Raw genomic sequence first — 25,187 nt, 5'->3', positions numbered from 1 at the left:
AGCACCCCGGAGGCTCGGCCACCGGGGTGCTTCTGCATGAGCGGAGTGCTCAGACGACGCGGGGGGCGTAGCCTGCCTCGCGCAGGCGCCCCAGCACCTGCTCGGCGTGCTCGACTCCGCGCGTCTCCATGTGGATGTCGATCGCGACCTGGCTGATGTCCAGATCGCCGCCGTGACGCGTGTGGAGCACCTCGACGACGTTGGCGTTCGCCTCGGCGATGAGGCCTGCGATGCGCGCAAGCTGGCCCGGGCGGTCGGGCAGAGGGATCGTGATGCGGAGGTAGCGCTGCGACGCCGAAAGGCCCCGGCTGATGATGCGCTCCATGACCATGGGATCGATGTTGGCGCCCGACAGCACGATGACGGTGGGGCCGTCGACGGAGATCCGGCCGGTGAGCGCTGCGGCGACGCCGACCGCCCCCGCAGGCTCGACGACGAGCTTCGCACGCTCGAGCAGCACGACGATCGCGCTCGCGGTCTCGTCGTCGGAGACGGTCACGACGTGGTCGACCGCCTCTTTGATGATCGCGAAGTTGAGGGCACCGGGCTTGCCCACGGCGATGCCGTCGGCGATCGTCGGGGAGGTCGTGATCGTGACGATCTCACCCGCAGTGAGCGACAGCGGGTAGGGCGCGGCGTTCTCCGCCTGCACGCCGATGACGCGCACGCGGCGACCGATCTCGGGCTCGAGCTGGCGGAACGCGGAGGCGATGCCCGCGATGAGGCCGCCGCCGCCGATCGGCACGATGACGTTCGCGACATCCGGAACCTGCTCGAGGATCTCGAGAGCGATGCCGCCCTGGCCGGCGACGACGTCCGGGTGGTCGAACGGCGGGATGAGCACAGCGCCCGTGCGCTCGGCGAACTCCGCGGCCGCGTGCAGGGTCTCGTCGACGACGTGACCGTGCAGCACGACGTCCGCGCCGTAGTTGCGCGTGGCCTGGAGCTTGGGGAGAGCCACGCCGATGGGCATGAAGATCGTCGCCGGGATGCCGAGCTCACGCGCGGCGAGGGCCACGCCTTGCGCGTGATTGCCGGCGGATGCCGCGACGACGCCGCGGGCGCGCTCCTCGGGGGTCAGCTGCGAGATGCGGTTGTAGGCGCCGCGGATCTTGTACGAGCCGGTGCGCTGCAGGCTCTCGGCCTTGAGGTGCACCGTCTGCCCGAGCACACCGGAGAGGAAGCGGGAGCGCTCCATCGGGGTGACGACGGCGACCTCGGACGAGCGCGCGTGCGCGTCCCGGATCTGAGCGAGCGATGGTCCGGGCAGTTCACCGGTCACTGATCTGGTTGCCTCTCGTAGGGGGAACGACGTCTGCGACGCTCGGGTGCGGGTTGGTGCGCCAGTCGCCTCGGGCCATGTAGCCGATCATCGAGTTGGCGGTCGCGACGACGGGCACCGCGAAGAGTGCGCCCGTGATGCCGGCGAGGAACCCACCTGCTGCGACGGCGAGCACGACCGCGAGGGGGTGCACCTTGACGACGTTGCCGACGAGCAGCGGCTGCAGCACGTGACCTTCGAGCTGCTGCACGCCGATGACGATGAGAAGCATGATGAACGCCGGCCACGGGCCCATGAACACGAGCGCGATGAAGACGGCGAGCGCCCCCGACAGCACGGCGCCGACGACCGGCACGAACGCACCGAGGAAGACGAGGATGGCGATCGGCACGACGAGCGGGAAGCCGTCGTAGAACAAGCCCAGGATGAATGCGCCGAGGCCGATGCCGACGGCGTCGATGAACGCGACGAGAACCTGCACGCGCACGAAGCTCGAGAGCGTGATCCATCCGGCTTCGCCGCCGCCGACGATGGCCGGGCGGGCCTTCCGCGGGAAGATCCGCACGATCCAGTTCCAGATGCCTCGGCCGTCGATGAGGATGAAGAGCGTCGCGAAGAGGGCGAGCAGGAATCCGGCGATGAAGTGCCCGACGCCCGACCCTACGGAGAGCGCTCCCGAGACGAGCACACCGGAGTCGCGCTGGATCTCCTCGACGAGGTCGGCCGCCCAGCGGTTGATGTCGGCCTCGGAGAGGTGCAGGGGCGACTGGAGCAGGAAGTCCTTGAAATCCTCCCAGCGCACGAGAGTCTGTTTGACGAGCGCGGGGTAACCGGCGACGACGGTGCGCACGATGAGCCAGATGAGCGCGCCGACGATCGCGAGGAGCCCCACCTCGGAGACCCCGATCGCCGCCCACCTCGGCCAGCGGTGCGACTGCAGCCAGTTCGAGAACGGCACAAGCAGTGCGGCGAGCAGCATCGCGACGAGGATCGGGACGACGATGAGGCGCAGCTGCACGATGAGGAACAGCACGACTGCGATCACACCGGCGATGACGAGGAGGCGCCACGACCACGCGCCGGCGATCCGCATGCCCGCGGGAACCGCATCGGCGACGCGCGCATCGACCTGACGGCGCACTTCGTCGTCACGAGCTCGTTCGCTGCGGAATCCGAAGGCCATTCCCTGATTCTAGGCACGGCATATGCGGGAGCGAAGGGTGCGATGTCGGATGCCGGGCGTACTCTCGGCCCGTGGCCGATTCCGTCTCCCCCGCAGCAGCTCGCCGGATCGCGCTCGCGGCGCAGGGTTTCGGACGCGCGCGACCCACCTCGGTGGGCACTCGTCAGCTCAACCTGCTGCTCTCGCGCCTCGGCCTGGTCCAGCTCGATTCGGTCAACGTGCTCGAGCGCAGCCACTACCTGCCGGTGTTCGCGCGCCTCGGCGCATACGACAAGGCGGCGCTCGATGGGCTCACCTTCTCGACGCGCGGCCCGTATCGGGAGTACTGGGCGCATGAGGCGGCGCTCATCCCGACCGAGGATTGGCCGCTCTTCCGCTTCCGTATGGAGCGCTACCGCCAGCGGCGCGCCGAGGGCCGGCTGTGGGTGAACGTCGAGGAGAAGACGCTCAACTGGCTGCGCCTCGAGATCGCCGCGAAGGGGCCGATGCGCGCCTCCGAGATCGAGCGCGATGCGCAGACCCCGCGGCGCGGGTCGTGGTGGGAGTGGGATGAGGTCAAGAGGGGTCTCGAGGTGCTGTTCGCGACGGGCGACCTGGTCTCGGCCGGGCGCACTCGGTTCGAGCGCACCTACGCTCTCCCCGAGCAGGTGATGCCCGCCCATGTGCTCGGGCGCGAGGTCTCGACGGAGGAGGCGATGCGCATCCTCATGGAGCGCTCTGCCCGCGCGCACGGCATCGGCACGCTGTCGGACCTCGCCGACTACTTCCGTCTGAAGACCGCGGATGCCAAGCCCGCCCTCCAGAGCCTCGTCGACGAGGGCGTCGTGCGCGAGGTGACGGTGCCCGGATGGGGCAGACGCGCGTACCTGCACCGCGACGCGCGCGTCCCTCGTCGCATCGAGGCGACGGCCCTGCTGTCTCCGTTCGACCCGGTCGTGTGGGAGCGCGACCGGGCCCTCAGGATGTTCGGGTTCCACTACCGGATCGAGATCTACACGCCCGCCGCGAAGCGGCAGTTCGGCTACTACAGCCTGCCGATCCTCGTGGATGACGCGCTCGTGGGGCGCATCGATCTGAAGAACGATCGGCAGCGCGGCGTGCTGCGTGTGCAGTCTGCGTGGCGCGAGGAGCAGGCTGCGGCGAGCGGCCAGCTCGCCGAGCGCATCGTCCCCACACTGCGGGAGCTCGCCGCGTGGCAGGGCCTCGGCGAGGTCGAGGTCGCTGATCGCGGGGATCTGGCCGCCGCGATCGCCGCGGAGCTCGGCACCGCTCTGGTCGACGCGCGCTGACGCTCACAGGTCTTTCTCCGCACCCGGGAATAATCCGCCCAGGTGTATGCGTTCACATAAGGTGTTACGTCCTCCAATTGAAAGGGTCACTGTGACGCACACCATCGGCTACATCGTCGGATCCATCTCGAGCACCTCGATCAACCGCCGCCTGGCCAAGGCGCTCGAGCGCCTCGCCCCCGCGGGCGTCGAGCTCGTCGAGATCCCGATCGCCGACCTGCCCTTCTACTCCCCCGACCACGATGCGGACTACCCGCAGGTCGCGCGCGACTTCAAGGACGCGATCGCGAAGGTCGACGGCGTCATCATCGTGACCCCCGAATACAGCCGCTCCATCCCCGGCGTGCTCAAGAACGCCCTCGACTGGGCCGCCCGCCCGTGGGGCCAGGCATCGTTCGACGAGAAGCCCACCGCGGTCATCGGCACCTCCGGCGGCGGCATCGCCACGGCTGCCGCACAGCAGCACCTCAAGGCGATTCTCAGCCACTACAACGCCATCACGCTCGGCCAGCCCGAGGGCTACGTGCAGTCGACGCCCGGCCTCTTCACCGACGAGGGAGAAGTCACCAACGAGTCGACCGCCGCTTTCCTGGTGTCGTACCTCACCGCGTTCGACACGCTCATCACGCGCGTCGAAGCCGGTCGCGCCGCCGCGTAAGCAGCCCGCACACGAAGAGCGCCGCTCGTCCTCCGGGACGGGCGGCGCTCTGCGTATGGGCGCGCGATGGGCGCGAGCCGCGGATCAGAAACGCTCGGCGTTCTCGCGCAGCCGCGCGATGCGGCTCTGGATGGGCGGGTGCGTCGCGAACAGGCGCTGCACGAACCCCGGCTCGTTGGGGTCGACCATCCACAGGTGCGACATCGACGTGTTGGTGCGCGCCACCGGGCGGCCATACATGTCGAGCTTCTCGAGCGCGCGCGCCAGACCCTCGGGGTGACGCGTCGTGAGAGCGCCCGTCGCATCCGCGAGGTACTCGCGCTGACGCGAGACCGCCGCCCGCACGATCGACGCCAGCAGCGGCGCGACGATCGCCACCACGAGACCGATCACAACCGTCACGATGAGCGCGGGCAGGTTGTTGGAGCGGCGCAGACCGCCGAACACGAACACCCGGAACGCGAGATCCGCGATCACGCCGATCGCCACCACGAGACCGAACACGATGAGCGAGACGCGGATGTCGTAGTTCTTGATGTGGCCGAGTTCGTGCGCCATGACACCCTGCAGCTCCTGGTCGTCCATGATCTCGAGCAGGCCCGTCGTCGCGGCGACGACCGCGTGCTCGGGGTCGCGACCCATCGCGAACGCGTTGGGCGCCGGATCCGGGATGACGTACACCTTGGGGGTGGGCAGGCCCTCGCTGATCGCGAGGTTCTCGACGATGCGGTACAGCCGCGGCTCGTCGGCCTTGCTGATCTCGATGGCGCCGCTGATGGCGAGCGTCTCCCTGGTGGCCGCGAAGTACTGGATGAGTGCGTAGATCGCGGCGCCACCCAGAACGACGGCGGCGATCCACCACTCGCCCGTGAGCCAGGCGGCGAGCGCACCGAGTGCGCCCAGGATCACCAGGAACGCCAGGATGATCAGAACGGTGTTGAGCTTGTTCTTCGCAATGGCGGAGTACATGGGTGTCTACCTCGACGTGGTGGGTTCGGGGCGGGAGGACGTGACAGCGGGGCTGAGGATCAGAACTGCACGCGCGGGGGCTCGGCGATCGCCGACGGCTCGGCGACCTCGAAGAAGTCGCGCTCGGAGAATCCGAGGCCGCGCACGAAGAGCGTGTTCGGGAACATCTTGATCTTCGTGTTGAGCTCGCGCACGCCGCCGTTGTAGAAGCGGCGAGCCGACTGCAGCTTGTCTTCGGTGTCGACGATCTCGCCCTGAAGGTGCAGGAAGTTGCGGCTGGCCTGCAGCTCCGGGTACGCCTCGGCGACGGCGAAGATCGACTTGAGGGCCTGCTGGAATTCGCCCTCGGCCGCCGACGCCTCAGCGGGCGTCGACGCGCTGATCGTCTTCGCGCGGGCCTCCGTGACCTGGTTGAAGACTCCCTGCTCGTGCGCCGCGTAGCCCTTGACCGTCTCGATGAGGTTCGGGAGAAGGTCGGCACGGCGCTTGAGCTGGACGGTGATGTCGCTCCACGCCTCATCCACACGCACGTTGAGCTTCACGAGGCCGTTGTATGTGGCCCAGAGGTAGCCGCCGATGATGACGACCAGAAGAACGACGATGCCGATGATGATGAGGGGTTCCATACCGACCACTGTAGAGCCTGAATGTTCTTCAGGAGTCATGCGCGGGCGGATGCCCGGCGACCTCGCAACGAGGTGTCATCCTGCACCCAGCATCGCGCCGCATCCGAGCGCGCACCCGCCTCCCGCACCCGAGGAAGACGCGGGCCGCACAGCCCCCCGACTGCGCGGCCCGCTGCCGCACCTGCTCCGCTAGCGTCCGAGGACGCGCTCGAGGTACGGGTTCTGGAAGACCCGGTCAGGGTCGAGCCGATCGCGCACGCCCAGGAAGTCGCCGAAGCGCGGGTAGCGCTCGGCGAACTCGGCGGCGGCGAGGTGATGCATCTTGCCCCAGTGCGGGCGCCCGCCGTGCGCGAGGAAGATCTCCTCCGCCGCGCGGAAATAGGCGCCGGGATCGTCCTTCACGAAGCGGTGCACGGCGATGTATCCGGATTCGCGTCCGTGCGCGGTCGAGAGCCAGTTCTCATCGGCCGCGGCGGCACGCACCTCGACGGGGAAGCCGATCGACCATCCGGAGGCGTCGATCATGGCGCGCAGCTCGTGAAGTGCAGCAGGGATCTCATCGAGCGGCATCGCGTACTCCATCTCGCGGAAGCGCACCCGGCGCGGAGCCGTGAACACCTCGTACGAGAGGTCCGTGTACTCGCGGTCGCCGTAGACGCTCGTCGCGAAGCGGTTGATACCGGGGATCGCCTTCGGCAGCGCCGTGCCGACGTTGCAGATCGCGGCGAGCGCGGCGTTGCCGAGCAGCTCCTCCTCGACCCAGTTCGACACCACGCCCACGGGCTTGCGCCCCGCCTCGAGCGGCAGGCGCGTGTTGGTCTTCGTCATCACCCGGTCGGTGTGCGGCCACCAGTACAGCTCGAAGTGGTCGGCTGCCTCTGATCGGGCGCGGAACTCGTCGATGACCTCGAACGGCTCCGGATGCTCGACAGCGTGCAGCAGGTACGCCGGCACGCACTGGATCGTCAGCTCGACGAGGGTGCCGAGGGCGCCGATGCCGAGACGCACAGCGGGCAGCAGCTCGGCGTTCTCCGTCTCGGAGACACGCAGCACGGATCCGTCGCCCACGACGAGCGTCGCCGCCGCGATCGTGGTCGCGAGCCCACCGAAGGCGAGGCCTGTGCCGTGCGTGCCCGTGGAGGTCGCGCCCGCGATCGACTGGCGGTCGATGTCGCCCATGTTCTGCAGGGCGAGGCCGTACGGGGCGAGCAATGCGGGCAGCTGGTGCAGGCGCGTGCCGGCGCGCAGCGTCACGCGGCCGGACTCGGCATCCGCTGACACGATGCCCTGGAGGCCGTCGAGGTCGACGAGGATGCCGTCGGTCGCGGCGATCGCGGTGAAGCTGTGACCGGCGCCCACGGTCTTGACGGGCAGCCCGCGCTCGCGCGCGGCACGCACGACCGCCTGCACCTCGGCGATGCTCGCGGGCGATGCCCGGAACGCCGGGCGCGCGGTCTCGCTGCGACCCCAGTTGCGCCAGAGACGGCTCGTGCGCAGGCGCACATCGGTCGACTGCTCGGGCTTCGTCGCCGTCACAGGAACACCTTCCCCTCGCCGCGGTAGGTCGGGATCGTGGTGAGGATGCGGCCATCCTGCACCACCTGGAATGCGTCGAGATGCTCCGAGAGCTCCCCCGCCTTCACGTGCCGGAACCAGACGCGGTCCCCCACACGGAGGTCGCGCGCGGCCTCGCCGCGCACCGGTGTCTGCACTTCGCCCGCCGCCTCGCGGGGCAGGTAGGAGAGGCCCTCAGGCCAGACCGGGCGCGGCAGGCGATCGGCGCCCGCAGGGCCGGATGCGATCCATCCGCCGCCGAGCACCGTCGCGATGTCGGGCGTGGGACGGCGCACCACGTTCAGCGCGAACGATGCCGCAGGCGCGGGCCGGAAGTGCTCGTAGCCGTCGAACAGCAGTGGGCCGAAGAGCCCGGAACCCGCGGCGATCTCGGTGACGGAGGGGTCGTCGTGCGTCGACTCGAGCGATCCCGTTCCGCCGCCGTTCACGAACTCGAGCTCGGCGATCCCGCGCACGACCGCGACGACCGCTCCGCGCCGTTCGCGCAGCTCGGCGGCCGACGCCTTCTGCATCATGCGGATGAGCGCCTTGCCGCGATTGCCGACACCCGCGATCTGCGCCTCGTACGCCATCACCCCGACGAGCCGGAATCCGGGGCGCTTCGCGACCTCCGCGGCGAGCGCCGCCGCATCCGACGCCTCGCGCACGGGCGAGCGACGCACCCCCACGTGCCCGAGCAGCAGGTTCCGGTACGAGGCATCGAGCTCGAGGCACACGCGGATGTCGGCTCGTGCCGACGGCGCCACCACGCCGTCGACGAAGTCCAGCTGCTCGACCGAGTCGACCATGATCGTCACGCGCGACGCGAGGCGCTCATCCGCGGCGAGCGTCGCGATCGCGCCCCGATCCGCTGTCGGGTAGCCCACCACGACATCGTCGTGCGTCTCAGCGAGCCACAGCGCCTCAGGGAGTGTGTAGGCGAGGATGCCGCGGTACCCCGGAAGGGCGAGCACCGCATCCAGCACCTCGCGCACGCGCACCGACTTGCTCGCCACCCGGATGGGCGTGCCCTGGGCGCGCGCGAGCATGTCGTGCGCATTCGCGGCGAGCGCCTCGAGCGAGATGACGCCGTACGGCGGATCGAGCTCGGCGGTCGCCGCGGTGAGCGCCGGCCACCATGTCTCGGGGGTGCGCCACGGCTGCGCCTGCTGCGGGGTGAGAACGAGCGTCATGAGCGGTGCGCGATCCTCAGCGGACGTCGCGGACGAGCGAGACGACGAGCGCGCCGAGCACTGTCGCGAGCGCCGACAGGATGAACAGGCCGCTGAAGCCGCCGAGCGCGGCGACGACGAGCGCGCCGAGCAGCAGCGCCAGCGCCTGCGGCACCTGCTGGGCGATGTTCATGATGCCGAGGTCCTTGCCGCGGTCGGCCGGGTCGGGCAGCACCTGCGTGGCGAGCGCCTGGTCGACGGCGAGGAACGCTCCATAGCCGAGGCCGAGCAGCGCACCGCCGATGAAGACAGCCTCGTAGCTCGTGATGAACACCAGCACGAGCGCGGCGACCGCCTGCAGCAGTGCGCCCCACACGACGAAGATCTTGCGGCGCGCGAGGCGGTCCGAGATCCATCCGGCGACGAGAGCAGACGAGACGACCGCGACGAGGTAGACGACCACGAGCGGCAGGAACGACTCCTCGGCCTTCTCGATGCCCAAGCCCAGACCGAACGCGAGGAAGTACAGCAGCAGGCCGGTGCCGAGCGCGTTGCCGAGGTTGACGAGCACGCGGCTCGTGAGGGTCCAGGCGAAGTCGGGGTGCTTCTTGGGCGAGATCCAGAGACCGCGGAAGAACGCCGAGACGGTCGCCTCGGGGCGCTCCGCCTTCGTGATCGGGATCTCCTTGGCGACGATCAGGATGGGTGCCATGAGCACGACGAGGCCGATCGCCATCGCGAGGTAGCCGAACATCGCCGTGAGGAACACCTCGGTGACGAGGATGGTGCCGAGGATGATGCCGATCGCCTGCGGTGCCGACATCCAGCCGGAGACGAACCCACGCTGACGCACCGGCACCGAGTCCGAGATGAGGGCGGTGAGCGCGGAGACGAGCGTGCAGTATCCCGTGATGGCGATGGACCAGAACACGCCGACGAGCACGATCGAGTCGGCGAAGCCGAGTGCCACGAGTCCGGCGGCGAACACGAGCGCTCCGCCGATCGCCCACGGTCGGCGGCGGCCGAGCTTGGAGGTCGTGCGGTCGGAGAGGAACCCGGTGAGCGGGAACGCGATCACCGAGCACGCTGCCGCGATGCCCGAGATCGTGCCGAGTGCGAGCACCGAGGCGCGCCAGTCGCCGTCGATGCCCATGAGCCCGTCGACCTGAACGGGAAGCATCACCTGCAGGGGCGCGAGCTGCGCCATCCAGATGCCGAGCCACGCGGCGGCGAAGGCGGCGATCCAGCCGCCGGTGACGGCGCGCTGCGGTTCGGCGAACGCCGCGGAGGGCGCAGGGGTGGTGGTGGTGGTCATAGTCGTTCTCTCCAGCGGGGTCAGGCGTTCTCGGCGAACTGTGCGATGGCTCGCGTTGCGAGGTCGATGGTGTGGTCGGCGGTGGCGTCGTCACGGTCGACGAGCCACCCGAGGGTGACGCCGTCGGTGATCGTGACGATGAGTCGGGCAAGATGCTCGATGGGGACGGTCCAGCGGATGCCGAGGTGCTCCTCGGCGGCGCTGAGCACGGCGGCGGCGGTTGCGTAGTAGCGGTCGTACTGGTTGAGCGGCAGGTCGGCGAGTTCGGGGGTGCGCAGGGCGTACTGCGTGAGCTCGAACATCGCCTGCTCACGGCCGGGAGCCATGCGCACGTGGCCGAGGTAGGCGCCGAGCGTGCGGCGGATCGCGTCGTGGACGTCGGTGATCTCCGCGGCACCGGCGAGGAGCCCGGCGAGCGCGGCATCCGACTCGTCGGCGACGACGAGCTCGACGACGTCGCGCAGCAGGTCATCCCGCGAGGGAACGGCGTAGTGGAAGCTCGACAGCGGCATCCCCGCTTCGGCGACGATCGCCCGGGTGGTGGCTGCGTGCACGCCGTCTCGGTCGACGACGGCGAGGGCGGCACGCGCGAGGGCGGCACGACGTTCGGTGGCGGGCATGCGCGTCACGTCGCCTCCTCCCCGATGAGCCCCCAGAGTGGGACAAGTGTCCCAGACGCCTGTTCCGCGCGCTAGCCCCCCACGCGAGGCGCAAACGGACGTATCGGCGTGCGCCAGGTTGCCGACCTCCGACCGGCAGAATGGGGGCACGCCCTCGTAGCCCAATGGCAGAGGCAGGCGACTTAAAATCGCTTCAGTCTGGGTTCGAGTCCCAGCGAGGGCACCGCCGCCTTCCGGTGAGGGGTCAGGCGAAGCCGAGCGCCTCGAGGCGGGCGCGGATGCGCTCATAGAGAGCGGGCTCCTCGAAGTACGCGGTGTGCACCTCCGGCAGGTGCTTCGGGTGCGTGAGCTCGACATCCGTCGGCGACGTGACGGATGGGCCGGTTCCGGGCGGGAAGACCGGCTCGGGCGGGAACACCGTGCTGGCATAGAACGCGACCGGATCGCGCGGGTTGTAGACGTTGAGCCACGGCGCGAACGGGCGGATGCCGCCGCTGCCGATCGGATCCGAGAGCCGCAGAGTTGCGAAGAGCGGCATCTGGCTGCCTGCCGTGACGAGCAGCGTCCGGGGCTGCGGCCGGTGCGTGAGGGCATCGACGGCGATCACTCCCCCGATGCTGTGGCCCGCAACCACGAGAGGGCCATCCGTCTGCGCGCGAACGCGGGCGACCTCCTCGACGATCCAGTCGCGGATGTCGTCGCGCCGGTGGAAGTACACGAACACATTGCGGACGAAGTCGCCCACGGCGACCGTCACGCGCGCCCGATGCGCGGCGATCGCGCTCGTCACGGCCGCGAGCACGAAATCCGGAATCGCCGCTTCCGCACGCACGCCGCCCGCCGTGGTCTCGCGCGTCGGAGCGGCCAGTTCGGCGGCGAGCTCCGCTCCGAGCGCCTGGACGACGGCATCGAATGACGCCGCATCCGCGCCATCCGGTTCGATCGCCGTGCGCTGCTCCGGCGGCAGAGCATCCAGCGGGTTCCCCCAGGTGCCCGCGACGCGCTCACCCCACGGTGGGCACACGAGATCCCAGTCGGCGAACCACGGCTGCGCGTCGAGCGCGGCGCGGATGCGCAGGCGATCACCCGACGAATCCGGCCGCCCCGTGCCGTGGATGAAGACGAACGTCCCCGACATGCGGGCCTCCTCGATCCGATGACGAGCTTCTGCCAGGATCCCCCCGCGTCGTCACCCCGTCAACCACCCGAGAATCGTGCGAGATCGTCGTTTCGGGGCCCGAATAACGACAATCAGGCACGATTCTCGGAGGCTGAGTGCATCGGGCGGTTCAACCGTCGCCAACCGGTCGCGATCCCACCACGCCCCGCTCCGGGGATCACCCGACTGGTCTACATGTCCGCACCCGCGCCCGGATATGCGGAAGGGGCGGGCGGCCACCATGAGTGACCGCCCGCCCCTTCGCAGGACGTGCTGGGTTACGCCTTCGGGCGCGACGCGAACGTCTCGAACGCCTCACGCGGCACGTCGCGGGCGGGAATGCCCACGAGGTCGCGGCGAGCGAGGAAGTTCATGATCCAGTTGCCGAAGACGCGGAACTTGCGCTCCCACATCGGCATCGCCAGACCGTGGTAGCCACGGTGCATGAGCCAGGCGATGAAGCCCTTGATCGCGAGCTTGCGGTACTGGAAGACACCGTTGTAGAGACCGAGACCGGCGACCGCACCCATGTTGGTGTGGTTGTACTCGCGCGGCTGCTCGCCACGGAGCTCGGCGACGATGTTCTTCGCGAGGAGCTTGCCCTGGCGCACGGCGTGCTGCGCGTTCGGCACGCACATGCCGCCGACGCCGCCGCCCGAGAGGTCGGGGGTGGCCGAGTTGTCGCCCGCGGTCCACGCACCGGGAACGGCGTCGCCGTTCTCGTCGGCGATGTGCAGGTCGGCACGGCCGCGGAGGCGTCCGCGCTCCTCGATCGAGAAGTCGGTGCTGCGCACCATCGGGTTCGCCATGACGCCGGCGGTCCAGATGATGAGGTCCGACTCGAAGCTCTGACCGGTCGAGAGCTCGATCTTGCCGCCGACCGCGCTCTGCAGCTGCGTGTCGAGGTGCACGGTCGCGCCGCGCTCGTCGAGGCTCTTCAGAACCCACTTGCTCGTCTCGAGCGAGACCTCGGGCATGATGCGGCCCATCGCCTCGATGAGGTGGAAGTGCGTCTCGTCGAAGTCGATCGTGTCGTACTGGCCGACGAGCGAGCTCGCGAAGCTGCGGAGCTCGGCGAACACCTCGATGCCGGCGAAGCCGCCGCCGACGACGACGACGGTGAGCAGACGCTCGCGCTCGGGGCTGCCCTTGGGCAGGTTCGAGGCCTTCGCGAAGTTGTCGGTGAGGCGGTCGCGGATCGAGATGGCCTCCTCGATCGTCTTGAGACCGATGGCCTCATCGGCGACACCGGGGATGGGGAACGTACGCGAGACGGCGCCTGCGGTCATGACGATGTGGTCATACTCGACCGTCCACGGCTCGCCGACCGCCGGGGTGATCTCGGCGGTCTTCGACTCGTGGTCGACCTTCGTCACCTTGGCCGTGACGACCTTGGTCTTCTTGAGGTGGCGACGGTGGGAGACGATCGCGTGGCGACCCTCGATCGAACCAGCGGCGACCTCGGGGAGGAAGGGCTGGTACGTCATGTAGGGAAGCGGGTCGACCATGGTGACCTCTGCCTCACCCCGACGCAGGTGCTTCTCGAGCTTCTTGGCGGTGTAGAAACCGGCGTAACCGCCGCCGACGATCAGGATCTTGGGCACCTTGAGGGCTCTCCTAGCTAGGAATAAACAGACGGGGCCAGTCTACCGGGTTCGTGGTGCCCGTCTGACCGCGAACGCGGCACCGACTCCGAACCCGCCCAGGACGAACGCGACGAGCAGGAATCCGATGAGCGGTGCGCCCACCTGCGACAGCTGCAGCGGCGACGGCACGAGCACGCCGATCGGGTCGAAGGCGTCCGTCGGCTCGTCGAATTCGACGGGTGCAGCCACGGGCTCCCCACCGACCACCGCGACCTCCTGGGGGCGGTTCACTCGGATCCACTCCCCGAGGTCGCCCATGGGGTTCGCGTCGACGCGCGGCACCTCGGCGGTGACGGCGGCGAAGGCGTCGAGCACCCCGTACCCGTAGGTGACGTCGGCCCCCGGCTCGCCCGCGTCCTTCGCGGTGGCTGTGATGCGGTGGATGATGTTCGCGGCATCCAGCTGCGGATGAGCGGCCTTCACGAGCGCCACCACCCCGGCCACGATGGGAGTCGCACCACTCGTGCCGTTCCAGCTGACGTAGCTGCCGCCCGGCATGACGCCCACGAGGTCCTCGCTGGGAGCCGAGACGCCGATCGTGACGCCCTGCGCCGACGCGTCGTGACTGGATGCACCCTGCCGGTCGAGACCGGCGACCGTGAGCACGCCCGGCATCGTCGCGGGCGCCCCGACGGCTTCGGTGCCCGAGCCGCGGTTGCCTGCCGCCGCGACGACGATGACATCGTTCTCGGCGGCGTAGAGGAACGCCTCATCCCAGCTTCTCGGCCAGTCGACGGTGTTGCGGGTGAGCGACATGTTGATCACGTCGGCGCCGTTGTCGACAGCCCAGCGCACCGCATCCGCGATCTGCGCATCCGAATCGCCCCGCGTGAAGCTCATCGAGATCGCGAGGATCGACGCCTCGGGCGCACTGCCGATGACGCCCGAGGTGGCGCCGGTGCCGCGCCCTGCGGCGAGCGAGGCGACGAGTGTGCCGTGGCCGCTGCTGGCGCCGATGGGTGTGCGGCCGCCGCTGCCGCCGACACCCGAGACGTCAGTGCCGCCCACGACGGCATCGCGCAGCTCGGGCGGGTCGCCGACGCCCGTGTCGATGACGGCGATCGTCACCCCGGCTCCGCGCGTGAGCGTCCACGCCTTGCGGATGCCGTAGTCATCCAGCCAGTACTGGGCGTCCCGGATGGCGTCCGTCGGCGCCGCCGCAACAGGCTGCGCGCCTGCCGGCAGCGACGCGAGGAGGGCGCACGCGAGCGCCGCGGCCATGGCGAAGCGGACGCGGCGCATCGGGTCAGCCGGCGAGCGCGGCGCCCGGCTCGGCGCAGGTGCACCGGTCGGGCGACCAGCTGGAGCGGGCGAGCGCGGCGTCGCCGATCGGGTTGACGCCGGGGCCCGCCGCGAGGGCGTGGCCGGCGAGCGCATGCAGGCACTTCACGCGCTCGGGCATGCCGCCCGCCGAGAAGCCCGCGATCTCCTCGACGACCTCCACACTGTCGCGGTCGGCGAGGTAGGACTCGTGCGCCGCCTGGTACGCGGCGGCGACATCCGGATCCTCGAGCATCGCCGCGAGCTCGGGCATGACGCCCGTGGCCTCGAGTGTCGACATCGCGGCCGTCGCGCCGGGGTGCGACAGGTAGTAGAGAGTCGGGAACGGCGTGCCGTCGGGCAGACGAGGGCTCGTCGCCACCACGGTGGGGTTGCCGCACACGCAGCGGGCTGCGATTCCGATCACGCCGCGCGCGGGGCGGCCGAGCTGCTGGGAGACGACGGCGATCTCCGCGTCGGTGGGGGTGTCGAACGGCGGACGGGTCATCCGGAGCCCTCCTGGGCGGGACTGTCGACGACGGGGGCGTCGTCGGGGGCGGGAGAGGTGGTGAGCCCTGCCGTGTACACGGACGACAGGAAGGCGTCGATCCAGTCGACGGATTCGGTCTGGACGCTGTCGGTCACCGGGAGGTCATCGCCGGGGACGATGGGCGACGTGTCGCCGCCGAGCACGAGGTAGCTCGTGTCGCCCGGGTAGACGTAGAACAGGCGATCGCGCGCCTGCGCCTCGATGTAGGCCGGATCGGACCAGCGCGCCACCTCGGAGTCGATCTGCTCGAGACGCTCGGACGCCGCGGCGACCTCGCGCTCGAGCTGGGCGATCTGCTGGCGCTGCTCGACGAGGGTCTTGAGCTGCGGGGCGAGCATCACGAGCGCCGCCACCACGAGCAGCAGGATGGTGAGCGCGAACCCCGACAGACGGAAGTCGCGCAGCCACTGCATGCCCGCAGTCGGCTCCGCCATGGCGACGGGCACGCGTTCGGTGCGGGGCTTGCGGCTCACCCCTCCAGGCTATCCGCACGAACGAGGATGGGGCGGAGCGCCGCAGCGCCCCGCCCCATCCGATCGGTCGTGCTTACGCGCGACGGAAGGCGCTGCGACCCGCGTAGACCGCGGCGTCGCCGAGCTCCTCCTCGATGCGGAGAAGCTGGTTGTACTTCGCGACGCGCTCCGAGCGAGCGGGCGCGCCGGTCTTGATCTGGCCCGCGTCGGTCGCGACGGCGAGGTCGGCGATCGTGGTGTCCTCGGTCTCGCCCGAACGGTGCGAGAGGATCGCGGTGTAGCCCGCGCGCTGCGCGTTCGACACGGCGTCGAGGGTCTCGGTGAGGGTTCCGATCTGGTTCACCTTGACGAGGATCGAGTTGCCGGCGCCGAGGTCGAGTCCCGTCTGGAGGCGCTTCGGGTTGGTGACGAACAGGTCGTCGCCGACGAGCTGCACCTTGCTGCCGAGGCGCTCGGTGAGTGCGACCCACGCGTCCCAGTCATCCTCGGCGAGCGGGTCCTCGATGCTGATGATCGGGTACTCGGTGATGAGCGCCGCGTAGTAGTCGATCATCTGGTGGGCCGAGAGCTCGGCGCCTTCGTAGCGGTAGACGCCGTCGTGGAAGAACTCGGTCGACGCGACGTCGAGGCCGAGAGCGATCTGGTCGCCCATCGTGAAGCCGGCCTTCTCGACGGCACCCGTGATGAAGTCGAGCGCCTCGCGAGCGGTGGAGAGGTCGGGGGCGAAGCCGCCCTCGTCGCCGAGGCCGGTGGCGTATCCCTTGGCCTTGAGCTCCGACTTGAGGGCGTGGTAGACCTCGGCCCCCCAGCGGAGCGCCTCGCGGAACGTCGGGGCGCCGACGGGGAGCATCATGATCTCCTGCGCGTCGAGGCCGTTGTCGGCGTGTGCGCCGCCGTTGATGATGTTCATGAGCGGCACAGGAAGAACGTGCGCGTTGGGGCCGCCGATGTAGCGGAAGAGCGGCAGGTCGGCCGAGTCGGCCGCGGCCTTGGCGACCGCGAGCGAGACGCCGAGGATCGCGTTGGCGCCGAGCTTGGACTTGTTGTCGGTGCCGTCGGCCTCGATGAGGGCGGCGTCGATGAGACGCTGGTCGGTAGCATCGAAGCCTTCGATGGCCGGGCCGAGCTCGTCGAGAACGGCATCGACGGCCTTCTCGACGCCCTTGCCCAGGTAGCGGCTCTTGTCGCCGTCGCGGAGCTCGTACGCCTCGAACGCGCCGGTGGAGGCGCCCGACGGAACAGCGGCACGCGCGACGGTGCCATCCTCGAGGAGAACCTCGACCTCGATGGTCGGGTTGCCTCGGGAGTCGAGAATCTCGCGGGCGCCGACGGCCTCGATAGCAGACACAGGGAACTCCTTATGGGGGAAGTGGCGGGGAAGGGCACGCAGCCCTCCCCCGCATCCTACCGACTGCCGTGTGAGGTGTCAGTTTGTGCCGCGTCGCGCACAGCGCGCGCGGCACAAACTGACACCTCGGGATTCAGGGTGGGCCCGGGCTCCGTGATGGGGCGGCTGGGGGCGGCGGGGCAGGGCTGGGGGTCAGTCGAGCGGACGCAGGTCGAGCGCGTCGACGTCGGCGAGAGCGACATCGCGGCCGACGAAGGCGAAGCTCGTGAATCCCTGCTCGGCGAGGCCTTCGAGCTGCAGCTTCGTGTTCTTCGCACGACGCACGAGACGGGCGCGGTCGCCGCGCGACACGAACTCGGCCTGCAGGGCGAGGAGCGGCGCGAGCGGCGCATCCGCGTCGTGCACAAGCGCGACGGCCGCTCCCCCGGTGCCGCCAGGCAGATCCACGAGGTCGACGAGGCGCTCGAAGCCGAACGAGAAGCCCGCGGCGGGCACATCGCTGCCGAGGAAGCGTCCGATCATGCCGTCGTAGCGACCGCCGCCACCGAGCGAGTACGGAACGCTCGGGTGCGCGAGCTCGAAGATCGGGCCCGTGTAGTAGCCCATGCCGCGCACGAGGAACGGGTCGAAGACGAGGGGCGGGTTCTCCTGGCCGCGTGCAGCGGCGACCGCTTCGCCGATCGCCACGAGTCCGCCGACGACCTCGTCATCCGCCCCCTCGGGGAGAGCCTTGCGGATGGCGCGCTCGCCGAACGGCTGGAACTCGCGTGTCTGCGGGCGCAGCAGGAACGCGCGGAACGCCTCGACGGCTGCCGGCGCAGAGCTGCGCTCAGCGAGCTCTGCGGTGACGCCCTCGGGGCCGATCTTGTCGAGCTTGTCGATCGTGATGAGCACCTGCTCGTGCTCCTCGGCGGGGAACCCGAAGCCGGTGAGCATGCCGATGAGCAGGCGGCGATCGTTGATGCGGATCGACGCGTCCTCGAGCCCGAGGGCGTCGACCGTCGCGAGCGATGCGGTCAGCAGCTCGGCCTCAGCCTGGATGCCGGGCTCGCCGATGATGTCGATGTCGCACTGCACGAACTGGCGGAAACGCCCCTTCTGGGGGCGCTCGGCACGCCACACGGGCGCCACCTGGATCGCACGGAACACCGCGGGCAGCTCGGCGCGGTGGGTCGCGTAGAAGCGCGCGAGCGGCACCGTGAGGTCGAAGCGGAGGCCGAGGTCGACGACGTCGAGCACGCTCTCGGCGGCGTGCAGATCGGCCACCTCGAGTCCGCGCTTCAGCACGCCGAAGGCGAGCTTCTCGTTGTCGCCGCCGAGGCCCGAGTGCAGGCGCTCCGAGTCCTCCACGACGGGCGTCTCGATCTCGTCGAAGCCATGGGCGCGGTACACGCGCCGGATCTCGGCGAGGATGCGCTCACGGCGCGCCTTGTCGGCGGGAAGGAAGTCGCGCATCCCGCGCGGGGGGTTCACCTGCGTTGCCACCCGACGATTCTCGCACCGTCCCGGTCGAGCGACGGACGACGATCATCCGCCAGGTGGACGCCACGTCACCGAGCGCGCCCTATCGTCGGGATATGAGCGCTTCTGAGCCCAGCTCCGCCGCCCGCCACACGGGGGTCACCGTCACGGATGTGGCCCGCTCCTTCGGAGACGTCCATGCGGTTCGCTCGGTGAGCTTCGATGCACTCCCCGGCCAGGTGACGGGCCTCGTCGGCCCGAACGGCTCGGGCAAGACGACGCTCCTCCTCATGCTCGCGACGCTGCTCGCCCCTGACCGCGGCCAGATCCGCATCAACGGTGCCGACCCGGTGACCGAGAGCGACCAGGTGCGCGCGATGCTCGGCTGGATGCCCGATGTGCTCGGCTCGTGGCCGGCGCTGTCGGTGCGCCGCAGCCTCGAGCTGACGGGGCGCCTGTATGGCATGTCGAGCCCGGAGGCTGCGGCGCGCGCCGCCGAGCTCGTGCGCCTCGTGGATCTCGCGGAGCTCGCGGATCGGCCCACGCGCGTGCTGTCGCGCGGTCAGAAGCAGCGCCTGAGCCTCGCGCGGGCGCTCGTGCACGACCCGCAGGTGCTGCTGCTCGACGAGCCGGCGTCGGGTCTCGACCCGGGGGCGCGCATCGCCCTGCGGGTGCTGCTGCGTGAGCTCGCCTCCGAGGGGCGCACCATCATCGTCTCGAGCCACGTGCTCGCGGAGCTCGATGAGCTCGCGGATCGGGCCGTCTTCCTCGAGCGCGGCGTCTCGGTGAGCGCCGACCGCATCGAGGCGGCCCAGCGCACGGAGCGCGCGTGGCGCATCCGCTCGCTCGAACCTGCGATGCTCGCCGACGCTCTCATCGTGGCGGGGGTGCCCGCGTCGCGCGTCACGGTCGACCCGCAGGGCCTCATCGTGCCGCTCGCGGGCGACGACCGGGCAGCCGAGCTGCTCGCCACGCTCGTGAAGGCAGGTGTGCCGGTGTCGTCGTTCGCGCCCGCGGTGGGAGACCTCGAGCACACCTTCCTCGACCTCACGAACCCCGAGAGTCGCGAGGATCGCGAACCCGCATCCGGGGACGCGGCACCTGAGATCGGAGAGACCCGATGAACTGGCTCTCGCGGATGTGGACGATCACCTCGATCGAGCTGCAGCAGCGTGTGCGCGGCACGGCCTGGTACGTGCTGCTCGGCGTCTTCGTGGTCGTGGTGCTCGTCGTGACGCTCTTCACCTGGATCTCGACCGCCAACACGGAGGCACCGGGCGCCGTGCTGTATTCGGCGATCGTGTACTTCGTGCTGCTGCTCGGCAGCCTGGTGACACCCGCCCTCTCGGGCAATGCCGTCAACGGCGACCGCGAGAACGGCACGCTCGCGACCACCCAGGTGACGCTCGTCACGACGACCCAGCTCGTGCTCGGCAAGCTGTTCGCCGCCTGGATCACAGCGCTCGCGTTCCTCGTCGCGGCGCTTCCGTTCCTGCTGTTCGCGCTCGTGCTGGGCGGCGCGCAGCCGGTCGTCGCGATCGTGTCGGTGCTTGTGCTCGCGCTCGAGCTGGGCGTCGTGGCGGCCATCGGGGTGGGCCTGTCGGGTCTCATCCGCCGTCCGCTGTTCTCGGTGGTGGTGACCTATCTCGTGGTGGCGCTCCTGTCGATCGGCACGCTCATCGCCTTCGGCCTGGGTGGCTGGGCGTCGCAGAAGAGCGTGACGGTCGTCAACGAGAACATCGACTGGGAGAGCAACCCCGACATCGAGTTCGACCCGCAGACGGGCATGCCGATCGATGCCGAGTGCACGGTGATCAACACCTACTCGTACGGCGTTCCGCAGTTCCAGAACGTGTGGTGGGTGCTCGCAGCGAACCCGTATGTGCTGCTCGCCGACGCGGTCCCGACGACGTACGACGCGTGGGGCACCCCGGAGGACGCCTTCGGCTTCATCAAGCTGGGAAGCCGGATGGCGCAGATCGAGCCCGAGGTGACGACGTTCTACTCGGAATGCGACCCGGCGTCGTGGGAGACCCCTCAGGACCCCACGCCTCGCGAAGTGATCGAGTCGACGGTGCCGAGCTGGGCCGTGGGCCTGGGCCTTCACCTGCTGCTCGCGGGCGGGCTCATCGTGGGTGCGATCGCACGCACCCACGCGCCCACCCGCTCACTCGCTGCGGGAAACCGGATCGCCTGAGCCGCCGGGCCGGTCGATGACCTCGATCGACCCGGTGACGGGCATCGGCTCGGGGAGCGTCTGCGCATCCGCGGCGCTCGGCTCCAGCCGTACGAGGACGATGCCGACGAGGATCAGACCGGCCCCCACGAGTCCGATCGGGGCGATCGCCTCGCCCAGCAGGATCCATCCGACGATGCCGGCGAAGACGACCTCGAACAGGCCGAGGAACGACGCGAGCCGGGTGCCGAGGAACGCGATCGAGGCGATTCCCGCGATGTACGCGAGGGCGGTCGCGACGAACGCCACGGTCAGGAGCGGTGCCCACCACGGAGCCATCGTGCCGAAGAAGGCGACGTCATCGGTGGTCATCTCCATCGGAAGCACGCCGATCGCCCCCGCAAGTGCGAGGAGCGTCGCGCCGACGATGAACCCGGCCCAGATGACGGTGACCGGGGGGACGTCCTGCGGCAGCCGCGCGCCGACGACGTAGTAGAACGCCACTCCGACCATCGCGATACCGGCGAGGATCACCCCGAATGGGTCGAGCCCGTCGGGGCCCACTCCCGTCGGCCCGATCACGAGGACGAGACCCACGAGCGCGATGACCGCCCCGATGAGCACGATGCGGTGGGGCGTGCGGCGGGTGCGCGCCCATGCCGCGAGCAGGAGCGCCACGGGCGCGAGGTACTCGATCAGCAGGGCGGTGCTCACCGGGATGCGCTCGAGCGAGGCGTAGAAGGCGAGCTGCACACCCGCGACCGCGAGAGCTCCGTAGGCGAGCACGAGCTTCCAGGACCGCAGCAGGGGGCGCAGGTCGAACCGCGCCATGGCGAGCGCGGGGATGGTGAGCAGGATCGTCGCCAGGATGAGGCGCGCCAGCACCGCGGCTCCGGGCGACCATCCGGCTTCGAAGAGCGGTTTGATGATCGCCCCGCCGGCGCCGAAGCCGAGGGCGGCCACGAGGCCGAGGACCACGCCGAGCACGCCTCGGGGGGCGTTCGCGACGCGAGCGATCATGGGGACTCCTACGGTATGGTCATGGGCTAAACGAAGTTCGGTCGTGACGTTATCGAGCGAGGAGGTCAGGAGTCAAATGCTTTTCACCCATGACACCGAACTCAATCTCAGCTTCCTTCAGTCGCTCGCCAACACCGTTCCGGAGTCGTCCGAATCCGGCTCGGACGAACTCGCCACGACGCAGCATCTCGACCGGTTCCTGCATGAGTGGACCTTCAACCTGACGCGCACCTGCACGCCCGCCGAACTCGACGCCGTGAAGCACGTGCGCACCGATCTGCGGGCCATCTGGGGCGCCGACGAGCTCGACGTCGTCGCCTGGATCAACCAGATCCTGATCGACGCGCGCGCGACCCCGCAGCTCGTCAACCACGACGGCCTCGGCTGGCACGTGCACGCGACCGACACCGACGCGCCGCTCGCCGAGCGCATCATCGTCGAAGCCGCCATGACGCTCATCGACGTCATCCGCGCCGACCGCCTCGACCGCCTGCGCGACTGCGAAGCCGACGACTGCGGCGGACTGCTCGTCGACCTCTCGAAGAACGGGTCGAAGCGCTTCTGTTCGACGCGCTGCGGCAACCGGATGGCCGTGCGGGCCTACCGCGCCCGCGGCGCCACGTCCTAGACGCGGTCCGTCGTCACTCCGCCTCGGCAGCGCGGATGTCGTCCTGCAGTCGCCGGAGTGCATCGCGCAGAGCGCGTTCCGCGTCGAGCCCCTTCGCGCGCGCCGCCACGACGGTCGCGAGCAGCTCGTCGCCGAGCTCCGCCTCCGCATCCGGAACCGCTGGCGCCGCGACCGGCTCGAGGCCGACCTTCTCGGCGCGGCCGAGGAGCTTCGCGGCGAGAGCGAGAGACGGCATCGCCTGCGGGATCCCGTCGAGCACGCTCGCGCGCCCCGGCTTCTCGGTCTTCTTGATCTGATCCCAGTTCGCCGTGACGGCCTCCGCGGTCTCGGCGACGACGTCCCCGAACACGTGCGGATGGCGGCCGACCATCTTCGCCGTCATGTGCGCCGCGACATCCTCGAGCGTGAAGCGCCCCTCCTCCGCAGCGATGTCGGAGTGGAAGATCACCTGGTAGAGCACGTCCCCGAGCTCCTCGATGAGCTCCGCGTCATCCCCCGCCTCGATCGCATCGACGAGCTCGTAGGTCTCCTCGACGAGGTACTGCACGAGCGAGCGGTGCGTCTGCTCCCGATCCCAGGCGCAGCGCCCGGGCGCCCGCAGGTAGCCGAGCACCGCGACGAGCTCCTCGACGCGCGGGAGGGGGGCCGTCGGCACGACAGGGGTCTCGAGGTCGTCGGTCATGTTCTCAGCCTGCCAGACTCGTTCCGTGCGTCGCGTATGGGGGATCCTGGTCATCGTCGCGCTCGTGGGCGTCGGCCTGTGGGCGCTCGCCGACCTGAACGGCGGCCGTCTGCCGGGGCTCGACGAGCTCACCTCGCAGGGCACCTCGCAGGGCACCGAGCAGAGTGGCGGGCAGAGTGGCGGGCAGGGTGGCGATGACTCCCCCGCGCCGAGTCCGGCGCCGCCTGCCGAACAGCCGGACCCATGGGATGAGGGCGTCGCGACCCCCGCGCTCCCCGCGGATGCCGGCACCGCGGTCGTGCGATACGTGCACGATGGCGACACCCTGTTCCTCGAGGACGGCCGCAAGGTGCGCCTGCTCGGGGTCGACACGCCTGAGGTGGGCGACGGCGCCGAGTGCTACGGCGACGAGGCCCGGTCAGCGCTCAGGCGCATGCTGCCCGAGGGCACGACCGTACGCACCGTCGCCGATGTGCGCCCGCTCGACCAGTACGACCGCTCGCTGCTGTTCCTGTTCACCGAGGACGGCCGCCTCGTGAATCTCGATCTCATCCGCGAGGGCTACGCGGAGGCCGTGGTGCTGAAGCCCAACTACCTGTGGGCCGACGAGGTCGAAGCCGCTGAAGACGAGGCCCAGACGGCACGCGTCGGCATGTGGGGTGCCTGCGTCCGCTAAACGGAGGAGCCGGACGCGGCGTCGGGCGACTCGGAACCGGGCGCGATGCACTCGCGGGGCATCGCGATCGCCGCGACGACGAGCACGACCGCGACCACCGTCGCCCCCACGAACACAGCGGTGGATGCCGCGATGATCGTCGCCGGGTCGGTCTCGTCTCCCCCGCGTCCCGCGATCACGCCGTTCGCGACGGCACCGAGCACCGCAGCGCCGAGAGCCTGCCCGATCGAGCGCGCGAACATGCCCGCCCCCGTCACGACGCCGCGCTCATCCCAGCCGACGCTCGACTGGGCCGCGACGATCGCGGGCACCGAAGCGAAGCCGAAGCCGAGCCCGATGACGAACGAGGTGGCGGCGACGAGCGGGATCGAGGGCGAGTGACTCAGGAGCGACAGAGAGGCCACGCCCACAAGCACGACGACGGACCCGATGATCGCCGTCGCACGGAAGCCGATGCGCAGGTAGAGGCGCCCCGAGAGCGCCGCCGCGATCGGCCATCCGATCGTGAGCGTCGCGAGCGCGAGGCCGGCGACGAGCGGGCTCACATCGAGCCCGACGACGAGGTAGGTGGGCACATACGCGGTGAGCCCGGCGAGCGCCGCCCCCACGGCGAGTCCCACGAGGTTCGTCGAGCGCAGCAGGGGTCTCGTGAAGATCCACATCGGGAGCACGGGTTCGGCGGCTCGCCGTTCGACGAGGACGAACACGATGAGCAGCACGACGCCTGCCCCCGTGAGAAGCGCCGTCGGCAGCGAGAGCCAGGCCCACGCGTGCCCGCCTTCGAGCACCGCCAGCAGCAGCAGCGAGAGCGCGACCGTGAGCAGCACGGCCCCCGCGACGTCGATCCGGTGCCGCCTGGGCTCCCGCGACTCGTGGTAGCCGCGAGCCAGCAGCCAGAACGCGAGGATGCACAGCGGGATGTTCACCCAGAAGATGCCCCGCCACGCGTCGAGCTCGGCGAAGATGCCGCCGAGGGTGGGCCCTGCGACCGCGGCGATGCCCCACACGCTCGCCACGTACCCCTGCACGCGGGCGCGCTCCTCCACCGTGTAGATGTCGCCGATGATCGTCGTCGTGACGGGCAGCATCGCCCCCGCGCCGATGCCCTGCAGGGCGCGGAACGCGATGAGGCTCGGCATGTCCCAAGCCACACCGCACAGGATCGAGGCGACGAGGAACACGGTGATCCCGAAGAGCACGATGCGCTTGCGCCCGAGCGTGTCGGCGAGCTTCGCGTACACCGGCACCGTCACCGACTGCGTGAGCAGGTAGATCGAGAACAGCCACGGAAACTGCGCGAACCCGCCGACGTCGGCCACGATCGCGGGCACAGCCGTCGCGAGGATCGTCGCATCGATCGCGACGACGCCCGTCGACACCATGATGGCGAGGAGAACGGGCCCGCGTTCCGAACGCAGACCCACAGCAGAGGCGGTCATC

Annotated in this window: 24 protein-coding genes and 1 tRNA gene; 7 read left to right on the top strand and 18 right to left on the bottom strand. The window is 70.0% G+C overall.

Annotated elements, in window-relative coordinates:
• Positions 1 to 49: 49 nt before the first annotated feature.
• Together ilvA and HCR12_RS03775 are read right to left on the bottom strand one after the other, a co-directional pair.
• Positions 50 to 1,282 carry a threonine ammonia-lyase gene (gene ilvA, locus HCR12_RS03780; RefSeq protein ID WP_370589331.1) on the bottom strand — a complete coding sequence of 411 codons (1,233 nt, stop codon included), beginning with the start codon at positions 1,280 to 1,282 and terminating at the stop codon, positions 50 to 52.
• Positions 1,272 to 2,465 carry an AI-2E family transporter gene (locus tag HCR12_RS03775; RefSeq protein WP_166867615.1) on the bottom strand — a complete coding sequence of 398 codons (1,194 nt, stop codon included), beginning with the start codon at positions 2,463 to 2,465 and terminating at the stop codon, positions 1,272 to 1,274. The genes ilvA and HCR12_RS03775 overlap by 11 nt, the downstream gene beginning before the upstream one ends.
• A gap of 71 nt (positions 2,466 to 2,536) precedes the next feature.
• On the opposite strand from HCR12_RS03775, the gene HCR12_RS03770 reads away from it, so the two are divergent.
• Together HCR12_RS03770 and HCR12_RS03765 are read left to right on the top strand one after the other, a co-directional pair.
• A complete protein-coding gene (locus HCR12_RS03770) occupies positions 2,537 to 3,754 on the top strand; it encodes a winged helix-turn-helix domain-containing protein (protein WP_166867617.1) in 1,218 nt (405 codons plus the stop codon).
• A 46-nt stretch (positions 3,755 to 3,800) separates the two neighbouring features.
• Positions 3,801 to 4,412, top strand: coding sequence for an NADPH-dependent FMN reductase (locus HCR12_RS03765; RefSeq protein WP_166867619.1), 612 nt, complete (start codon positions 3,801 to 3,803; stop codon positions 4,410 to 4,412).
• A gap of 84 nt (positions 4,413 to 4,496) precedes the next feature.
• Here HCR12_RS03765 and HCR12_RS03760 read toward each other — a convergent pair whose 3' ends face one another.
• The 6 genes from HCR12_RS03760 to HCR12_RS03735 form a co-directional block, all read right to left on the bottom strand.
• The gene (locus tag HCR12_RS03760; protein ID WP_166867621.1) at positions 4,497 to 5,381 is read right to left on the bottom strand and encodes a M48 family metalloprotease; all 885 of its coding nucleotides are present in this window, start codon (positions 5,379 to 5,381) and stop codon (positions 4,497 to 4,499) included.
• A 59-nt stretch (positions 5,382 to 5,440) separates the two neighbouring features.
• Positions 5,441 to 6,007 carry a LemA family protein gene (locus HCR12_RS03755; RefSeq protein WP_166867623.1) on the bottom strand — a complete coding sequence of 189 codons (567 nt, stop codon included), beginning with the start codon at positions 6,005 to 6,007 and terminating at the stop codon, positions 5,441 to 5,443.
• A gap of 189 nt (positions 6,008 to 6,196) precedes the next feature.
• Complete coding sequence (locus tag HCR12_RS03750; RefSeq protein ID WP_224763642.1) at positions 6,197 to 7,543, bottom strand: D-arabinono-1,4-lactone oxidase; 1,347 nt, start codon at positions 7,541 to 7,543, stop codon at positions 6,197 to 6,199.
• The gene (locus HCR12_RS03745) at positions 7,540 to 8,754 is read right to left on the bottom strand and encodes an amino acid deaminase/aldolase (RefSeq protein WP_166867625.1); all 1,215 of its coding nucleotides are present in this window, start codon (positions 8,752 to 8,754) and stop codon (positions 7,540 to 7,542) included. The genes HCR12_RS03750 and HCR12_RS03745 overlap by 4 nt, the downstream gene beginning before the upstream one ends.
• A 16-nt stretch (positions 8,755 to 8,770) precedes the next feature.
• Positions 8,771 to 10,048 (bottom strand): MFS transporter, encoded by a 1,278-nt coding sequence (locus HCR12_RS03740; protein WP_166867628.1) that lies wholly within the window; start codon positions 10,046 to 10,048, stop codon positions 8,771 to 8,773.
• Between the two features lie 20 nt (positions 10,049 to 10,068).
• The gene (locus HCR12_RS03735) at positions 10,069 to 10,668 is read right to left on the bottom strand and encodes a TetR/AcrR family transcriptional regulator (protein WP_224763738.1); all 600 of its coding nucleotides are present in this window, start codon (positions 10,666 to 10,668) and stop codon (positions 10,069 to 10,071) included.
• Between the two features lie 150 nt (positions 10,669 to 10,818).
• On the opposite strand from HCR12_RS03735, the gene HCR12_RS03730 reads away from it, so the two are divergent.
• Positions 10,819 to 10,891, top strand: a tRNA-Leu gene (locus tag HCR12_RS03730).
• Positions 10,892 to 10,912: 21 nt separating this feature from the next.
• On the opposite strand, the gene HCR12_RS03725 is transcribed toward HCR12_RS03730, so the two are convergent.
• From HCR12_RS03725 to HCR12_RS03695, 7 genes are all read right to left on the bottom strand, one after another.
• Positions 10,913 to 11,806, bottom strand: coding sequence for a hypothetical protein (locus tag HCR12_RS03725; protein WP_166867633.1), 894 nt, complete (start codon positions 11,804 to 11,806; stop codon positions 10,913 to 10,915).
• A gap of 299 nt (positions 11,807 to 12,105) precedes the next feature.
• Entirely contained in the window at positions 12,106 to 13,431 is a 1,326-nt protein-coding gene (locus HCR12_RS03720) for an NAD(P)/FAD-dependent oxidoreductase (RefSeq protein ID WP_166867635.1), read from the bottom strand.
• Between the two features lie 42 nt (positions 13,432 to 13,473).
• Positions 13,474 to 14,715: a S8 family serine peptidase gene (locus HCR12_RS03715; RefSeq protein WP_224763640.1), complete on the bottom strand. Its 1,242-nt coding sequence runs from the start codon at positions 14,713 to 14,715 to the stop codon at positions 13,474 to 13,476.
• 4 nt (positions 14,716 to 14,719) lie between these two features.
• Positions 14,720 to 15,241 carry a DUF501 domain-containing protein gene (locus tag HCR12_RS03710; RefSeq protein ID WP_166867639.1) on the bottom strand — a complete coding sequence of 174 codons (522 nt, stop codon included), beginning with the start codon at positions 15,239 to 15,241 and terminating at the stop codon, positions 14,720 to 14,722.
• The gene (locus HCR12_RS03705) at positions 15,238 to 15,756 is read right to left on the bottom strand and encodes an FtsB family cell division protein (protein WP_224763638.1); all 519 of its coding nucleotides are present in this window, start codon (positions 15,754 to 15,756) and stop codon (positions 15,238 to 15,240) included. Before HCR12_RS03705 ends, HCR12_RS03710 begins: the two co-directional genes overlap by 4 nt.
• 73 nt (positions 15,757 to 15,829) lie before the next feature.
• The gene (eno, locus tag HCR12_RS03700) at positions 15,830 to 17,104 is read right to left on the bottom strand and encodes a phosphopyruvate hydratase (protein ID WP_166867642.1); all 1,275 of its coding nucleotides are present in this window, start codon (positions 17,102 to 17,104) and stop codon (positions 15,830 to 15,832) included.
• A 192-nt stretch (positions 17,105 to 17,296) separates the two neighbouring features.
• The gene (locus tag HCR12_RS03695) at positions 17,297 to 18,559 is read right to left on the bottom strand and encodes a histidine--tRNA ligase (RefSeq protein WP_224763737.1); all 1,263 of its coding nucleotides are present in this window, start codon (positions 18,557 to 18,559) and stop codon (positions 17,297 to 17,299) included.
• A gap of 122 nt (positions 18,560 to 18,681) precedes the next feature.
• On the opposite strand from HCR12_RS03695, the gene HCR12_RS03690 reads away from it, so the two are divergent.
• Both HCR12_RS03690 and HCR12_RS03685 read left to right on the top strand, forming a co-directional pair.
• The gene (locus HCR12_RS03690; RefSeq protein ID WP_166867647.1) at positions 18,682 to 19,689 is read left to right on the top strand and encodes an ABC transporter ATP-binding protein; all 1,008 of its coding nucleotides are present in this window, start codon (positions 18,682 to 18,684) and stop codon (positions 19,687 to 19,689) included.
• On the top strand, positions 19,686 to 20,762 hold the full coding sequence (locus tag HCR12_RS03685; protein ID WP_166867649.1) for an ABC transporter permease: 1,077 nt from the start codon (positions 19,686 to 19,688) through the stop codon (positions 20,760 to 20,762). The genes HCR12_RS03690 and HCR12_RS03685 overlap by 4 nt, the downstream gene beginning before the upstream one ends.
• Here HCR12_RS03685 and HCR12_RS03680 read toward each other — a convergent pair.
• The gene (locus HCR12_RS03680) at positions 20,733 to 21,761 is read right to left on the bottom strand and encodes an EamA family transporter (protein ID WP_166867652.1); all 1,029 of its coding nucleotides are present in this window, start codon (positions 21,759 to 21,761) and stop codon (positions 20,733 to 20,735) included. The genes HCR12_RS03685 and HCR12_RS03680 overlap by 30 nt on opposite strands.
• Before the next feature lie 76 nt (positions 21,762 to 21,837).
• On the opposite strand from HCR12_RS03680, the gene HCR12_RS03675 reads away from it, so the two are divergent.
• The gene (locus HCR12_RS03675) at positions 21,838 to 22,389 is read left to right on the top strand and encodes a CGNR zinc finger domain-containing protein (RefSeq protein ID WP_166867654.1); all 552 of its coding nucleotides are present in this window, start codon (positions 21,838 to 21,840) and stop codon (positions 22,387 to 22,389) included.
• A gap of 13 nt (positions 22,390 to 22,402) precedes the next feature.
• Here the strand turns inward: HCR12_RS03675 and mazG are convergent, their stop codons facing one another.
• Complete coding sequence (gene mazG / locus HCR12_RS03670) at positions 22,403 to 23,071, bottom strand: nucleoside triphosphate pyrophosphohydrolase (RefSeq protein ID WP_166867657.1); 669 nt, start codon at positions 23,069 to 23,071, stop codon at positions 22,403 to 22,405.
• Between the two features lie 25 nt (positions 23,072 to 23,096).
• Here mazG and HCR12_RS03665 point away from each other — a divergent pair, with 25 nt between their 5' ends.
• Positions 23,097 to 23,747 (top strand): thermonuclease family protein, encoded by a 651-nt coding sequence (locus HCR12_RS03665; RefSeq protein WP_166867660.1) that lies wholly within the window; start codon positions 23,097 to 23,099, stop codon positions 23,745 to 23,747.
• On the opposite strand, the gene HCR12_RS03660 is transcribed toward HCR12_RS03665, so the two are convergent.
• On the bottom strand, positions 23,744 to 25,186 hold the full coding sequence (locus HCR12_RS03660; RefSeq protein WP_166867662.1) for an MFS transporter: 1,443 nt from the start codon (positions 25,184 to 25,186) through the stop codon (positions 23,744 to 23,746). The genes HCR12_RS03665 and HCR12_RS03660 overlap by 4 nt on opposite strands.
• Position 25,187: the final 1 nt, after the last annotated feature.

It is taken from the genome of Salinibacterium sp. ZJ70 (genome assembly GCF_011751865.2).
Classification (GTDB): Bacteria; Actinomycetota; Actinomycetes; order Actinomycetales; family Microbacteriaceae; genus Homoserinibacter.
Note: the sequence above shows the minus strand (reverse complement) of the source record. Positions and strands in the feature narration are given on the sequence as shown.

Coding starts and splice junctions, on each gene's coding strand:
- HCR12_RS03745 (WP_166867625.1), bottom strand. CDS start 8,754: ATGACGCTCGTTCTCACCCCGCAGCAGGCGCAGCCGTGGCGCACCCCC.
- HCR12_RS03660 (WP_166867662.1), bottom strand. CDS start 25,186: ATGACCGCCTCTGCTGTGGGTCTGCGTTCGGAACGCGGGCCCGTTCTC.
- HCR12_RS03775 (WP_166867615.1), bottom strand. CDS start 2,465: ATGGCCTTCGGATTCCGCAGCGAACGAGCTCGTGACGACGAAGTGCGC.
- HCR12_RS03710 (WP_166867639.1), bottom strand. CDS start 15,241: ATGACCCGTCCGCCGTTCGACACCCCCACCGACGCGGAGATCGCCGTC.
- mazG (WP_166867657.1), bottom strand. CDS start 23,071: ATGACCGACGACCTCGAGACCCCTGTCGTGCCGACGGCCCCCCTCCCG.
- HCR12_RS03675 (WP_166867654.1), top strand. CDS start 21,838: ATGCTTTTCACCCATGACACCGAACTCAATCTCAGCTTCCTTCAGTCG.
- HCR12_RS03725 (WP_166867633.1), bottom strand. CDS start 11,806: ATGTCGGGGACGTTCGTCTTCATCCACGGCACGGGGCGGCCGGATTCG.
- HCR12_RS03715 (WP_224763640.1), bottom strand. CDS start 14,715: ATGCGCCGCGTCCGCTTCGCCATGGCCGCGGCGCTCGCGTGCGCCCTC.
- HCR12_RS03680 (WP_166867652.1), bottom strand. CDS start 21,761: ATGATCGCTCGCGTCGCGAACGCCCCCCGAGGCGTGCTCGGCGTGGTC.
- HCR12_RS03765 (WP_166867619.1), top strand. CDS start 3,801: ATGCGTTCACATAAGGTGTTACGTCCTCCAATTGAAAGGGTCACTGTG.
- HCR12_RS03760 (WP_166867621.1), bottom strand. CDS start 5,381: ATGTACTCCGCCATTGCGAAGAACAAGCTCAACACCGTTCTGATCATC.
- HCR12_RS03690 (WP_166867647.1), top strand. CDS start 18,682: ATGAGCGCTTCTGAGCCCAGCTCCGCCGCCCGCCACACGGGGGTCACC.
- HCR12_RS03695 (WP_224763737.1), bottom strand. CDS start 18,559: ATGCGCGACTTCCTTCCCGCCGACAAGGCGCGCCGTGAGCGCATCCTC.
- HCR12_RS03735 (WP_224763738.1), bottom strand. CDS start 10,668: ATGCCCGCCACCGAACGTCGTGCCGCCCTCGCGCGTGCCGCCCTCGCC.
- HCR12_RS03740 (WP_166867628.1), bottom strand. CDS start 10,048: ATGACCACCACCACCACCCCTGCGCCCTCCGCGGCGTTCGCCGAACCG.
- HCR12_RS03755 (WP_166867623.1), bottom strand. CDS start 6,007: ATGGAACCCCTCATCATCATCGGCATCGTCGTTCTTCTGGTCGTCATC.
- HCR12_RS03685 (WP_166867649.1), top strand. CDS start 19,686: ATGAACTGGCTCTCGCGGATGTGGACGATCACCTCGATCGAGCTGCAG.